Source organism: Variovorax sp. GW821-FHT10D07 (assembly GCF_059415325.1).
Map to the genome: position 1 here is coordinate 136,345 of NZ_JBWKMZ010000002.1, position 12,197 is coordinate 148,541.

The following is a 12,197-nucleotide window of genomic DNA, read 5'->3' on the forward strand; positions in this document are numbered from 1 at the left end:
CGGCTTCATTCGCCGGATGCGACGTCACGGGGCCCTCGCGCTGCGTAGCGGTTCATCAGGGCGGCCTGCGCGCCGTGCGCCTCGATCGCACGCGACGCACCGGCTTCGCCCGGGTGCGTGTCGTGGTCGATGCGGGTGTAGACGCCATCGGCGCCGAGGTCCCAGGCATCGCGGCCGTCGTGCAGGTAGGCGACCAGGCACTCGTCGATGAGGCGCTGGCGCAGCACCGGGTCGGTCACGGGCCAGGCGAGTTCGATGCGCCGCATCATGTTGCGGTTCATCCAGTCGGCGCTCGAGAGATAGAGCGACTCGTCCTCGCCATGGCGGAAATAGAACACCCGCGAATGCTCGAGGAAGCGGCCGATCACCGAGCGCACGCGGATGTTGTCGGTCAGCCCCGGCACCTGGGCCGGCAGCGTGCAGGCACCGCGCACGATCAGGTCGATCTTCACGCCCTTCTGCCCCGCATGCACCAGCGCCGCGACCAGTTCCTCGTCGGTCAGCGCATTCATCTTGGCGACGATGCGCGTGGGCTCGCCGCGCTCGGCGGCCGCGGCCAGCGTGGCGATCTGCGCGCGGATGTTGCTGTGCAGGTCGAAGGGCGCGAGCCACACGCGGTTGAGCTTGGGCAGCTTGCTCTGGCTCGCGAGGTGCACGAACACCGCTTCCATGTCGGCGGTCAGCAGCGGGTCGGCCGTGAGGTGGCTGATGTCGGTGTACAGGCGCGCGGTGCGCGGGTTGTAGTTGCCGGTCGACAGGTGGCCGTAGCGGCGCATCTGCTTGCCCTCGCGGCGCGTCACCAGGAGCATCTTGGCGTGGGTCTTCAGGCCCACCACGCCGTACACCACCTGGGCGCCGATCGACTCGAGCATCTCGGCCCAGTTGATGTTGGCCTCTTCGTCGAAGCGCGCCTTGAGCTCCACCACCACGGTGACTTCCTTGCCGCGGCGCACCGCCTCGCGCAGCAGCTCCATCAGCTCGGAGTCGGCGCCGGTGCGGTAGATGGTCTGCTTGATCGCCAGCACCTGCGGGTCGTGCACCGCCTCGCGCAGGAAGGCCAGCACGCCCTCGAAGCTCTCGAAGGGCTGGTGGATCAGCACGTCGCCGCGCTGCAGCCGCTCGAAGAAGGACTGCGCGGGCGACAGCGTGATCGGGTAGGAGGCCTGGTAGGGCTTGAAGCGCAGCTTCGGCTCGTCGAGCAGGTCGGCCAACTGGGTGAAGCGCGCGAGATTGACCGGGCCGTGCACGCGGTACAGCGCCTCGGGCGGGAGGTTGAACTGCTCGAGCAGGAAGCTCGCAAGCGACTCGGCGCAGCTGGCCGACACCTCCAGGCGCACCGCCTGGCCGAAGTGCCGGTGCTGCAGGCCCTGGCGCAGCGCGGTGCGCAGGTTCTTCACGTCCTCCTCGTCCACCGCGAGGTCGGAATGGCGCGTGACGCGGAACTGCGAGAAGTCGCCGACCTCGCGCCCCGTGAACATCGAGGACAGGTGCGCGCGCACCACGCTCGACAGCGCCACGAACAGCGTCTTGCCGTCCGACACCTTGGCCGGCATCTTGATCAGCCGCGGCAGCACGCGCGGCACCTTGACGATCTGGATCGGGTTCTCGCGCCCGAAGGCGTCCTTGCCGCCCAGGCGCACGATGAAGTTCAGCGACTTGTTCGCGACCTGCGGGAACGGATGCGAGGGGTCGAGCCCCACGGGCAGCAGCAGCGGGCGCACCTCGCGCTCGAAATACTCGGCCACCCACTTGCGCTGCGCGGGGTTGCGCTCGCCGTGCGAAATGATGTGGATGCCGTGCGTGCCGAAGGTCGGCATCAGCTCGTCGTTGTAGAGCGCGTACTGGCGCGCCACCAGCGTGTGGACCGCCTCGGCCAGCCGGCGGAAGGACTCGACCGTGTAGGTGCCCTTGTGGTCGTCGGCGCTGCCCGCGATCAGGTGCGGCGCGGCGCGGACCTCGAAGAACTCGTCGAGGTTCGACGAGACGATGCACAGGTAGCGCAGGCGCTCGATCAGCGGCACCTCGGGGCGGTGCGCCCAGTCGAGCACCCGCTCGTTGAACGACAGGATGCTGTGGTCGCGGTCAAGCAAGGTGAATTTCGGCGTCTCGGCCACGGAAGGCAGCGAATCGGCCGGATCGGAAGGCATGGACACGGATTCTGGAACAAGCGGCACCATGGCCGTGCTCGATAAAGGGAATGTGACAGTGTCATGCGGGTTTGTGACATTTGCATGACTTTCCCGTGACGCCGTCGACATGCCTACTTTCGACTGCTCTTCCCCGTCCGGCGGCAGGACGGACGACCCGTTCGCGGGTCGGACGACCGCTGGTTTCATGCGCCCAGGAAATGCTTGCGGTAGCGCGCCGGCAGGTCGTCGATGCGCATCAGCATCGGCAGGTCGGCGGTGTTGAAGTCCGGATCCCAGGCCGGCGCGCCGAGCACCTTGGCGCCCAGGCGCAGGTAGCCCTTGATCAGCGCGGGCGGTTCCACGTCGAGGCTGCCGTCGAGGCGCTCGACCGGCAGCGCGAGCCGCGGCTGCACCTGGTACTGGATCGGCGCCATGTGGCTGGCCGAGAGCTGGCGCCAGATGCTGGCCGCCGCGTCGCCGCAGGTCACGCCGTTGTGCGACATCGGGATGCTGGCGCAGCCGATCATGGTGTCGAGCTTGTTGCGGTGCATGAAACCGGCCAGCGCGCCCCACAGGGCCAGGATCACCCCGCCCTGGCGGTGCTCGGGGTGCACGCAGCTGCGGCCCAGCTCGACCATGCGCTCGCGCAGGTCGCGCAGGCGGGTCAGGTCGAATTCGGTGTCGCTGTAGGTGCTGCCCACGCGGCGCGCCTGGGCCGGCGTCAGCACGCGGTAGGTGCCGATCACCTGCTGCGTCAGTTCGTCGCGCACCAGCAGGTGTTCGCAGAAGTCGTCGAACAGGTCCACGTCGTGGCCGGGCAGCGAAGTGGAGATGCGGGCACCCATCTCGCCGACGAACACTTCATAGCGCAGGCGCTGGGCCGCGCGAACATCGTCCTGGTGACGGGCCCAACCGACGGTGATGCCCTGCTTGGCCTCGATGACGGGGGCCGGCACGACGACCGCGGGGCTGACGGCAGCGGGGACCTTGGGCGTCGCGGTGACGGCGGCGGCGGTGCCGGCGACAACGGGCGCGGGCCAGAGGGCTGCGCGGAGCCCGATCTGCGACAGCGGAAATGTCGGGTTGGGCAGTTCTTTCATGTGGAAACCCTTTCTGCTGGGCGAGTCTCGGCACCCGTGGTGAAAAGCGCGTGTCATGGCCGTGGCAATTGCATGACGATGTGACGAGCCGCCGGCCTTCCTTTCGGGGTGCTCCGCGGCCGCTTCTTTGACGTCTAATGGCTTTCATCGCCGAACCCGCACCGACCTGGAGTCCTCGCCCGATGGCCCTCACCGACGCTTCCACCGCCGCACCGGCTCCCGCCGGCGGTAACCGACAGTTGCAGACCTTTCCGGTGCTCAACGACAGCGAGATCGCGCGCATCGCGCGTTTCGGCAGCGTGCAGCACTTCGCGCGCGGCAGCCGGCTGTTCACCGCCGGCGAGGTCGGCGCCGGCATGTTCGTGCTCCTCAAGGGCGTGGTCTCGGTCACCCAGCGCGACGGCCTGGGCCACGTGGTGCCGATCGTGCGGCAGGGGCCGGGCGAATTCCTGGCCGAGGTCGGCCAGCTCAGCGGCCGCCCCGCCCTGGTCGACGGCCATGCCGAGGAGGACGTCGAGGCACTGGTGCTGCCGCCCGCGCAACTGCGCGCCCTGCTGGTGGCCGAGGCCGACCTCGGCGAGCGCATCACCCGCGCGCTGATCCTGCGGCGCGTGGCGCTGATCGAATCGGGCGCCGCCGGCCCGGTGCTGATCGGCCAGCCGCAGTCGCCCGACATGGCGCGGCTCGAGAACTTCCTGCGCCGCAACGGCCATCCCTATCACCTGGTCGACGCCGACCAGGACCCCGACGCCGCCGCGCTGCTGGCGCAGTACGGTGGCCACCAGCTGCTGGCCGTGTGCCCCAACGGCTCGGTGCTGGTGAACCCGGCCGAGGACGCGCTGGCGCTGTGCCTGGGCATGGTCGATGCCGCGGCGCACGACGAGCTCTACGACGTGGCCGTGGTCGGCGCCGGCCCGGCCGGCCTCGCGACCGCCGTCTATGCCGCCTCCGAGGGGCTGCGCGTGATCGTGCTCGACTGCCGCGCCTTCGGTGGCCAGGCCGGCGCCAGCGCGCGCATCGAGAACTACCTGGGCTTTCCCACCGGCATCTCGGGCCAGGCGCTGGCCGGCCGGGCCTTCGTGCAGGCGCAGAAGTTCGGCGTCGAGATGCTGATCCCGGCCAAGGTGGCCTCGCTCGACTGCGCGCGCACCAACGCCGACGGCAGCCTCGCCATCGCGCTGGCCGACGGGCGCCGCATTTCGGCACGCACTGTCGTCGCCGCCAGTGGCGCGCGCTATCGCCGGCCCGGCGTGCCCAGGCTGCACGAATTCGAGGGCCGCGGCATCTGGTACTGGGCCTCGGCCATCGAGGCCAAGCTCTGCGCGCAGCAGGAGGTCGCGCTGGTCGGCGGCGGCAACTCGGCCGGCCAGGCCGCCGTGTTCCTCTCGCACCATGCGGCCAAGGTCAACGTGCTGGTGCGCGGCCCCTCGCTCGCGGCCAGCATGTCGCGCTATTTGATCGACCGCATCGAGGCCACGCCCAACATCTCGCTGCAGCCCCATACCGAACTCGTGCGGCTGCACGGCGATCCCGACGACGGCCTCACCGGTGCCACCTGGCGTTGCCACAGCACGGGCGCCGAGCACGACTGCCCCGCGCGCAACATCTTCCTGTTCGTCGGCGCAGAGCCCGAGACCGACTGGCTCGCGGGCTGCGGCGTCGCGGTCGACAAGCACGGCTTCGTGCAGACCGGTCCCGACGCCAGCGCGGGCTTTCCCGCGCGCCCGGCCACCGCGCTCGAGACCAGCGTGCCCGGCGTCTTCGCGGTCGGCGACGTGCGCTCGGGCTCGGTCAAGCGCGTGGGCGGCGCGATCGGCGAAGGTGCGGCGGTGGTCGCACTGATCCACCAGCACCTGGCCTCGAACTCGGCGGTGGCCTGAGTCCCCGATCCCTCCACCCTTCATCCAGGAGAACCCGCGCATGCGCATCAAGCCCTGCGAACACGTCCCCGCGGAGATCGCCGCGCCCCACACCCTGCGCGGTTGCGAGGAATGCCTCGAGACCGGCGACAGCTGGGTGCATCTTCGCCTGTGCGTGCACTGCGGCCACGTCGGCTGCTGCGATTCGTCGAAGAACCGGCATGCCACGCGCCATTCGCAGGCCGAGGGCCATGCCGTGATCCAGTCGCTCGAACCCGGCGAGGACTGGATGTGGTGCAACGCGCACGAGCGGCAGGTGGGCTGAGGCGCGCGCCGGTCATTGGCCGTGCCGCGCACGTCCGCGCGGCCGCCTGTATATGCTGGCTGCCGCGTCGAGGAGCCCCTCTTCGCCGCCCCATCCAGACCGGAGACTCGACAACATGCCCGAACCGAAGACCATCGAGGTCTATTCCTGGCCCACGCCCAACGGCCACAAGATCCACATCATGCTCGAGGAGTGCGGCCTGCCCTACCGCGCGCACCCCATCGACATCGGCAAGGGCGACCAGTTCGCGCCCGACTTCCTGCAGATCAGCCCCAACAACAAGATCCCCGCCATCACCGACCCCGACGGTCCGGACGGCGCGCCCATCTCGCTGTTCGAATCGGGCGCCATCCTCGTCTACCTGGCCGGCAAGACCGGCCAATTCTTGCCCCAGGGCGACCGCGCGCGCTACGACGTGCTGCAGTGGCTGATGTTCCAGATGGGCGGCGTCGGCCCCATGCTCGGCCAGGCGCATCACTTCCGCCTCTACGCGCCCGAGAAGATCGCCTATGCCATCGACCGCTACACCAACGAGGCCAAGCGCCTCTACGGCGTGATCGACAAGCAGCTGTCGAAGCACCGCTTCATCGCAGGCCCCGACTACAGCATCGCCGACATCGCCATCTTCCCGTGGCTGCGCAGCTGGCAGAACCAGGGCATCACCCTCGAGGACTACCCGCGCCTGAAGGACTGGTTCGACGGCATCGCCGAGCGCCCCGCCGTGCAGCGTGGCGTGAAGGTGCTGGCCGACCTGCGCAAGCCCATCACCGACGACAAGGCGCGCGAAGTGCTTTTCGGCAAGACCCAGTACGAGAAGCGCTGAGAGCGCCTCATATTCGGGCTAGAATAGAGGGCTTGTCGGGGTGTAGCGCAGCCTGGTAGCGCATCTGGTTTGGGACCAGAGGGTCGAAGGTTCGAATCCTTTCGCCCCGACCAAGAATCTTCTTTCCTGCTTTGCTTTCTGTTCCGCCTGGAATCTGCCCGTAGCTCAGTTGGATAGAGCACCTGCCTTCTAAGCAGGTTGTCGGGGGTTCGATCCCCTCCGGGCAGGCCAACTCCGTTGTTGATTTCCCTGGGTTTTTCCGACACACCGCGAAAAGCCGAACCTCCCAAAGCGACTCAGAACGACCCTCCGCTACCCCGAAAGGTAGCGGCACTACTCGCCCGTTCTCGTACGCATCTGCCATGGCGCAGAACATCCAAGCAGGCCACGGGCGCTACCGACTTCGCATCGAGCACAAGCGGCTTGATCGCCACAACTTCTCCACCTTTGAGACCGAGGCCGAAGGAGTCGAACATCGCGACACGCTCAAGTCCTATTTGAGGAGCGCGGCATTCAACCCGATGCGCCAATCGTGAGAGATCCTCTCGTGGTGGAGGTCATCCAGTCGTACGAAAAGCTTGGGCCCATCATGCCTTTCGACACCGAGATGCTGAGCGCAACGATGGGCGATTTCCTCGGCGTGCACGTATCGAACATCACCGCCGAGTGAGTCGACGTCTTCATCAAGAACCTGAAGACGCGGTCGAGCAATTCGCCTGGCACCATTCGCAAAAAAATGGGTGTGTACGGCCGCATCCTTGACTGGTACTTTCGCCGCACCACCGTGCACGGCGAGCAGCAGCCGGCGAACCCCTTCCGCCATCTGCCGCGCGGATACAGCACCTACACCACCGAGGGGGCCGCCGCGCTGCGCAAGGGAGGATCGAGCACGAAGTCAGGCAAGCCGAAAAACTCGCGAAGCGCGATCAGACCCGCCACCGCCGCTTCGTCCTAGGCGAGGGAGATCGCATCGACATGGCGCTGCGCGGAGAGCGCCTGCCGCGCGCGAAGTGGGTGCGACCAGCCAACCCCGACCTCCAAATGCTCTATGAGCTGATCGTCGATTCGGGCCTGCGGCTGCGCGAGGCCTACACCTTGCAAGCCGAGTATTTGCAACTTGATCGCGGTTTCACGAAAGTGGATGGAACGAAGGGCCGCGGTGGCCACATCAAGCCGCGCATCGTGCCCTTGAAACCGGCCCTCGTCGCGAAGCTGCGCCCATACGCCGAGGGCAAGGTCGGCAACCTGTTCCCCTTCTGGGACGGTACCCAAGAAGGAAAGAAAAAGACGACCCGCGCGCTGGTGCAGGCGTTCCGACAGCTTTTCGCGCACGCCGGCGTGCCGGACTTCAAGGAGCACGACCTTCGGCACGAGGCCTGCCGCAGGTGGTTCGAGCTGCGCGGGAAGGACGGCCGCTGGCTCTAAAGCGACGTCGAGATCTGCAAGATCATGGGTTGGTCCGACTACTCAATGGTCCTTCGCTACGCATCAATCCGCGGCGAGGACTTGGCAGCAAGAATGGCCGCATGAGTTGAATTGACCCTGGGTACTTGGCGACCTGACACGCGCTTCCCCGCCGGTGATCACAGTAGCATGCGTACTAGTTGGGGGTTGAGAGAACGGTGATGGGCTGAAGTTTTGGTGCATCGATCTTTGGTGATGCGATGCCGCCCGGAACATCAAATGAGTCACCGTAATTGCAGTACGTGGCTATCGGAGCAATTGGATCGCTAACGCCACTCTTAAAAAGTTCGTCGCGATAGTCCGGCCATGTTTTGTTCGGTGGAAACTTTCGAAGCGCCTCTGGAATGATCCGCGGCAACCCATTTTTTCGGTCAGTTGTGTTTTGTTGCCACGCCGGACCGCCTGCAACGTCTAGCACAGCGTACATCGACATCGCAAGGACCGTCGACACTCCGCTTTCTTTCATTGCGAGCACCATGAGTCGATCCGACTGTGCAGGAGAACAACCTTGCGACCAGTAAAGCCAATCGTGATTGATCGCGGCACGGCTGTATAGCCCATGTGGCGAGAGACCAAATGAGTGAAGAGCTTGTGGGATTGAGGCAAAGTCGTGAACAAAACCCGCTGGGACAGTGATGCGAGCATTCGTATCACCAATCACGTACTCCATTGGCTCCAACAGCATCCAGAACTGATTTTTAGCGTCGGGCCTAGTTGCAGGTGATTCTGGCGGCAACCCTACAGGCGCGTCCGCGCTAAATGCCGTTAACCTGCATGTGACCTGCGTTCGCTGCTCGGATCCACATTTGATCAGCACGTGATACGAACCTGGTTTGCGTGGAAGGTTAAGAAGCCGGAAGGCAGTCGCGGAACCCTTGTATGTATCTTGAATTTCCTCTTCGGAATAAACAAGCTCGTCGTTTACCCAAACTTCCAAGCCCTGGTGTACCTTGCCATCTGGACCGGTCGACCTGCTTAGCGCTTCAAATCTCCGGGCTTCATTTAGATTATTGACAATAGTTAGCTCCTGCCAATCCAGCCCCTGCTGACCTGATCTTGTAATCTTTAAGCGATCGGGATTTTCTTGAAGTCCTTGTGCACTAAGTGGGATGCTGAATGCGGCAACGAAGGAAATCAAAATTATTCTGATCATGTCGGTGACATTACGTTGAAAAGGAGCAGAATCGAGACCGCAAGGTTGAAGCTGATTCTGCCTTAACCATCCGTTTTTTGGGCTGGCTACGCTGGTCGATGGAAATCGAAGGAGCGCGCTGTTGGCGCTCCCCACTGAAGTCGGCCCAGGCTTGTCCTGTAGTCTCATTTTTGCTCGAATTCGTGTACTGGCAGGTTCGAACCCGAACCCGGCTTGATGCAAATGCGCCGCGAACGTCGACTTCCAAGCGAATTGGGCTAACTCAGTGAATGTCTGCTTATGGCCAAATCGTCGCACAAAGCAATGCCGCTCGCAAATAGTGCCGGCGACATGGGCCGCGCCAGCGAAGCGCCCCAGCTCGACAAGAGCCGCTCCACTCCCGCCGAGCAGGTCGGCAAGCAGATCGAGGGCAGGCCTCCGGCGGCAGCCCCGGGCGCTTCGGCCGCGTGGATGGCGGAGGAATTTGGACAGAGATCGCCTAGAGATTGTTTTGCAGCCAGTCTTGGCATTCCTTAGTGAAACTCGGTGTCCACGCGGCGGGCCCGCTGAGGGTTGCGACAATCAACTTGTCGTCACTATCGACGTGCTTCATCAGTTCGCCCGCCACCTCATAGGCCGATTTATCGGTCTTGATGATCCAGGTCGAGCCGAGGCAATGCCAGTAACCAAAAGCCTCCAGCGCCTCGATCAACTCCGGGTAGTTTTTTCGCTTGATGAGGTCATAACTGACCATGTGTGAGTGCATGAATTCACCTCCACGCGGGATTGCGCCGACGCATCCTGCATGGGGCGAAAGACTGGTGCGAGCGGGCATACCCTCTCGCCCGGTTGGGGGAGGCCGGGCGAACAAAACGAAGGGAAACGCGGAGGACGACCAACAGAATCCCCGCTATGGCCGAAGCCCAGAATGGGGCCACCTGCGCACTACACTCCTGGCGGGGGGACAGCCGATGTATCCCTCCCTCCTCACCCCCGGCTGTCATTTCAACCCGCTTCGGCGGGCTTTTTTTGCTCCATGCCATCGTCGGGCAGCCATCATGCTTTCGATTGCGCTCCGATGCGCTCGCCCCCTGCTTCTCGTACCGTCGGTGAGCTGGTCCGCGCCGCCATGCGGAGGATTGAGTCATGGATGCCTCCCAGGGTTGAGCGGCATTCTTGCGAGCCCGCGCGCGGAGTCGAACCTAACTGGTGATCGCGTAGCATTCCTTCACTTCAATATCTCACCGGAGGTGTAATGGATCAAGTCGGCGGCGGTGGCGGATTACAAAAGCTGCTTGGCAGCAATGCGCTCGAGCGCGTCTGCTCACTTGCGGCGATCGGCTTCCTGATCGCGATTGCGCTGTGGCTGACAAACGGCAGCAACACTGTCGGAGAACTCTTTTCGTCTCTGATCCCATGGTCTGCCGACGGCAAATACAACGACGTCCGATGGCTCACCCGAGGCCTTGTCGCAGCGATCTTCGCCCGGCTCTACCTGGGTGCTTTTCTTGACTGGCTCACCTCGAGGAAACGTTCTCAGCGGTAGCGAAGCCAGGCAAGCTAGCTCGGCATGACGCATAGGCTGCGCTCATCGTCTCGATCTCAGTCAGGGCGTCTGCAAGGCGTCCAGCACCAGCTTCCGATAGAAACCCACTGGCCGCGCCGGCGTCTGCTGCACCAGCGTCGGAACCGGCGGGAGCTGCACCTGCGGTGCCTCCACTACCGCTCCCGGCATCGCAGGTGCAGTCGCGCACCCGGACAACAACAGGAGCGCTGCGCTGGCGGCGATCGTCGGCAGCGATTTGTGTGACAGCAGTTGCATCGGTCTTCTCCTGCGCCAGGTGGCGCCTGTCGAGTTCGGCTTGCTTGGCGTCGCATTCCTTCGTCCGCCGCTCAAGCAGTTGGGCGGCGGCGCGGTTCGTCGCGACCACCACCGCGTTCTGAACCTGGAGCGCCCGGCCCGACGTCTTGGCCTGTCCGCGGTAGTGCCAGGTCGACAAGCCCAGCACGCCGGCCAGCGCCACCAGTGCGAGCAGCAGGTAGTTGCGGATGTCAGGCATTGCGGCCTCCCAGCGCCCCGGCCGCGGCCATGTCCGTCAGCAGGTCCTTGAAGCTCTTGCTGGTCTCCTGCTGGTTGGGCACCTCGAGGTCGAGGATCACAACACCGAGCGAAGCGATGCACACCTGCGCATTGAGCGTCTCGCTGATGTCGAAGATGTAGCCGGCTGCCAGCACTGCGCGCACAGCTCAAGCGCTGCGGGTTCGCTACTGCCGTCACCAGGACCTGGCGGGCCAGCAGCGGCGCGCGCAGCGTGTTGACGTTGAGCAGCGACGTGATCGCGACCCAGATGTTCGACAGCCAGCCAATCAGGCCTGCGCCGCCCGCTGGCAGCGCCGTCGCCGCGTTGGTCTTCGTGCCGATCTGTGCGTCGTCGCTCGCCAGCACCACCGGCAGCGCAGCCGCGCTGGCCGCCGCGCCGAAGCCCGGGATCTTGCCGACCAGGCGCTTCATGAACGCCATGTGCGTCGCAATGGCGGTGTCACTCAAGGCCGGCGCGTCGGCGCGCGCGCCGAGTGTGGAACTGACGCCGTCTGCGATAGTGACCGCACCGCCGCCCCCACCGCCACCGCTCGATGCGGTCGAGAGGTTGAACTCGGCGCCGGCGGGGACGGCTTGCACCGCGCCGCCACGGCGCTGGACGCGGAAGGAAGCAGGCCCGCGGACGTCCGCGCTCAGCCGCTCCGGCGCGCGCAGGATGTGGTCGTCGATCCAGGCGCCGCCGGCGCGCTGCAACTGCAGGTGCACCTCGGTGCCCTCCGGGACTGCCGTGCCGGTCGTCGAGGTAAGGAAGACCGTTGCGATTTGGCCATCGTTGAGCGCGGTTACATCGGACGTGCTGGCGATGGTGTCGGGAGCGAGGAGTTGGGTGGCCATGTTCAGTCCTTTCGGCGGCTCCTGCGCGGTGACGCAGGCGCTGTGACGCGCCTGCTGGCGCAGCCAGACGCCCTTGCAGCCCTTCGGGCCCCAGTTCTTCGGGAGCGCGCAATCTCGGCCCGCCTGGGAGCGGTAGCGCAGGAGCGCTTCGCACGCGGCACCGGGCCGGCCGGCCAGCAGCTCGCGGCGCATGGGTCATCTGCACGCCGGGCAGCGAGGCGACGAAGCGCCGTTCCTCGGCGCGGTTCAGGTTGCGTACCAGCTCTTCGGCGCGCCGGCGCGTGATCGGTGGATCTGCCAGCGTCACGCGCCGACCGTCTTCATAGCGGGTCGAGCCGTTACCAATCGTGGGGACGTCGCCCTGCGTGGGAACGTAGGGCTTAAGCACCTCAACGCCATCCGGCCGCACCGTGACCGGCTCGGTGCCCTC

Annotated in this window: 15 protein-coding genes and 2 tRNA genes; 11 read left to right on the forward strand and 6 right to left on the reverse strand. The window is 65.5% G+C overall.

Annotation, left to right across the window (positions count from 1 at the left end):
- Positions 1-5: 5 nt before the first annotated feature.
- The gene (gene ppk1 / locus AC07PU_RS05765; RefSeq protein WP_093341297.1) at positions 6-2,147 is read right to left on the reverse strand and encodes a polyphosphate kinase 1; all 2,142 of its coding nucleotides are present in this window, start codon (positions 2,145-2,147) and stop codon (positions 6-8) included.
- 185 nt (positions 2,148-2,332) lie between these two features.
- On the reverse strand, positions 2,333-3,229 hold the full coding sequence (locus tag AC07PU_RS05770; RefSeq protein WP_093341295.1) for a GNAT family N-acetyltransferase: 897 nt from the start codon (positions 3,227-3,229) through the stop codon (positions 2,333-2,335).
- A gap of 182 nt (positions 3,230-3,411) precedes the next feature.
- Here AC07PU_RS05770 and AC07PU_RS05775 point away from each other — a divergent pair, with 182 nt between their 5' ends.
- The 9 genes from AC07PU_RS05775 to AC07PU_RS05815 all read left to right on the forward strand — a co-directional run bounded on the left by AC07PU_RS05775 (position 3,412) and on the right by AC07PU_RS05815 (position 7,661).
- Positions 3,412-5,109 (forward strand): FAD-dependent oxidoreductase, encoded by a 1,698-nt coding sequence (locus tag AC07PU_RS05775; protein WP_495316001.1) that lies wholly within the window; start codon positions 3,412-3,414, stop codon positions 5,107-5,109.
- Positions 5,110-5,149: 40 nt separating this feature from the next.
- Entirely contained in the window at positions 5,150-5,413 is a 264-nt protein-coding gene (locus AC07PU_RS05780) for a UBP-type zinc finger domain-containing protein (RefSeq protein WP_495316003.1), read from the forward strand.
- Positions 5,414-5,528: 115 nt separating this feature from the next.
- Positions 5,529-6,236: a glutathione binding-like protein gene (locus AC07PU_RS05785; protein WP_495316005.1), complete on the forward strand. Its 708-nt coding sequence runs from the start codon at positions 5,529-5,531 to the stop codon at positions 6,234-6,236.
- Between the two features lie 36 nt (positions 6,237-6,272).
- A tRNA-Pro gene (locus AC07PU_RS05790) sits at positions 6,273-6,349 on the forward strand.
- A gap of 41 nt (positions 6,350-6,390) precedes the next feature.
- Positions 6,391-6,467, forward strand: a tRNA-Arg gene (locus AC07PU_RS05795).
- A 131-nt stretch (positions 6,468-6,598) separates the two neighbouring features.
- Positions 6,599-6,772 carry a hypothetical protein gene (locus AC07PU_RS05800; RefSeq protein WP_495316007.1) on the forward strand — a complete coding sequence of 58 codons (174 nt, stop codon included), beginning with the start codon at positions 6,599-6,601 and terminating at the stop codon, positions 6,770-6,772.
- Positions 6,773-6,783: 11 nt separating this feature from the next.
- A complete protein-coding gene (locus tag AC07PU_RS05805; protein ID WP_495316009.1) occupies positions 6,784-6,906 on the forward strand; it encodes a hypothetical protein in 123 nt (40 codons plus the stop codon).
- A 72-nt stretch (positions 6,907-6,978) separates the two neighbouring features.
- A complete protein-coding gene (locus tag AC07PU_RS05810) occupies positions 6,979-7,191 on the forward strand; it encodes a hypothetical protein (protein ID WP_495316011.1) in 213 nt (70 codons plus the stop codon).
- A gap of 20 nt (positions 7,192-7,211) precedes the next feature.
- The gene (locus tag AC07PU_RS05815; protein ID WP_495316013.1) at positions 7,212-7,661 is read left to right on the forward strand and encodes a tyrosine-type recombinase/integrase; all 450 of its coding nucleotides are present in this window, start codon (positions 7,212-7,214) and stop codon (positions 7,659-7,661) included.
- A 175-nt stretch (positions 7,662-7,836) separates the two neighbouring features.
- Here AC07PU_RS05815 and AC07PU_RS05820 read toward each other — a convergent pair whose 3' ends face one another.
- Complete coding sequence (locus AC07PU_RS05820; RefSeq protein WP_495316015.1) at positions 7,837-9,021, reverse strand: DUF1353 domain-containing protein; 1,185 nt, start codon at positions 9,019-9,021, stop codon at positions 7,837-7,839.
- Positions 9,022-9,331: 310 nt separating this feature from the next.
- Entirely contained in the window at positions 9,332-9,598 is a 267-nt protein-coding gene (locus AC07PU_RS05825; protein ID WP_495316017.1) for a hypothetical protein, read from the reverse strand.
- A gap of 489 nt (positions 9,599-10,087) precedes the next feature.
- Here AC07PU_RS05825 and AC07PU_RS05830 point away from each other — a divergent pair, with 489 nt between their 5' ends.
- Entirely contained in the window at positions 10,088-10,378 is a 291-nt protein-coding gene (locus tag AC07PU_RS05830; protein ID WP_495316019.1) for a hypothetical protein, read from the forward strand.
- Here AC07PU_RS05830 and AC07PU_RS05835 read toward each other — a convergent pair.
- Both AC07PU_RS05835 and AC07PU_RS05840 read right to left on the reverse strand, forming a co-directional pair.
- Positions 10,350-10,892 (reverse strand): hypothetical protein, encoded by a 543-nt coding sequence (locus tag AC07PU_RS05835; RefSeq protein ID WP_495316020.1) that lies wholly within the window; start codon positions 10,890-10,892, stop codon positions 10,350-10,352. The genes AC07PU_RS05830 and AC07PU_RS05835 overlap by 29 nt on opposite strands.
- Positions 10,885-11,076 carry a hypothetical protein gene (locus AC07PU_RS05840; RefSeq protein WP_495316022.1) on the reverse strand — a complete coding sequence of 64 codons (192 nt, stop codon included), beginning with the start codon at positions 11,074-11,076 and terminating at the stop codon, positions 10,885-10,887. The genes AC07PU_RS05835 and AC07PU_RS05840 overlap by 8 nt, the downstream gene beginning before the upstream one ends.
- A 77-nt stretch (positions 11,077-11,153) precedes the next feature.
- Here AC07PU_RS05840 and AC07PU_RS05845 point away from each other — a divergent pair, with 77 nt between their 5' ends.
- Positions 11,154-11,813 (forward strand): hypothetical protein, encoded by a 660-nt coding sequence (locus AC07PU_RS05845; protein ID WP_495316024.1) that lies wholly within the window; start codon positions 11,154-11,156, stop codon positions 11,811-11,813.
- Positions 11,814-12,197 lie beyond the last annotated feature (384 nt).

What these genes read in the sequence shown, in the direction of transcription:
- AC07PU_RS05815 (WP_495316013.1), top strand. Translation starts at nt 7,212, where the DNA reads ATGGCGCTGCGCGGAGAGCGCCTGCCGCGCGCGAAGTGGGTGCGACCA.
- AC07PU_RS05780 (WP_495316003.1), top strand. Translation starts at nt 5,150, where the DNA reads ATGCGCATCAAGCCCTGCGAACACGTCCCCGCGGAGATCGCCGCGCCC.
- AC07PU_RS05835 (WP_495316020.1), bottom strand. Translation starts at nt 10,892, where the DNA reads ATGCCTGACATCCGCAACTACCTGCTGCTCGCACTGGTGGCGCTGGCC.
- AC07PU_RS05825 (WP_495316017.1), bottom strand. Translation starts at nt 9,598, where the DNA reads ATGCACTCACACATGGTCAGTTATGACCTCATCAAGCGAAAAAACTAC.
- AC07PU_RS05770 (WP_093341295.1), bottom strand. Translation starts at nt 3,229, where the DNA reads ATGAAAGAACTGCCCAACCCGACATTTCCGCTGTCGCAGATCGGGCTC.
- AC07PU_RS05830 (WP_495316019.1), top strand. Translation starts at nt 10,088, where the DNA reads ATGGATCAAGTCGGCGGCGGTGGCGGATTACAAAAGCTGCTTGGCAGC.
- AC07PU_RS05820 (WP_495316015.1), bottom strand. Translation starts at nt 9,021, where the DNA reads ATGAGACTACAGGACAAGCCTGGGCCGACTTCAGTGGGGAGCGCCAAC.
- AC07PU_RS05785 (WP_495316005.1), top strand. Translation starts at nt 5,529, where the DNA reads ATGCCCGAACCGAAGACCATCGAGGTCTATTCCTGGCCCACGCCCAAC.
- AC07PU_RS05775 (WP_495316001.1), top strand. Translation starts at nt 3,412, where the DNA reads ATGGCCCTCACCGACGCTTCCACCGCCGCACCGGCTCCCGCCGGCGGT.
- AC07PU_RS05800 (WP_495316007.1), top strand. Translation starts at nt 6,599, where the DNA reads ATGGCGCAGAACATCCAAGCAGGCCACGGGCGCTACCGACTTCGCATC.
- ppk1 (WP_093341297.1), bottom strand. Translation starts at nt 2,147, where the DNA reads ATGCCTTCCGATCCGGCCGATTCGCTGCCTTCCGTGGCCGAGACGCCG.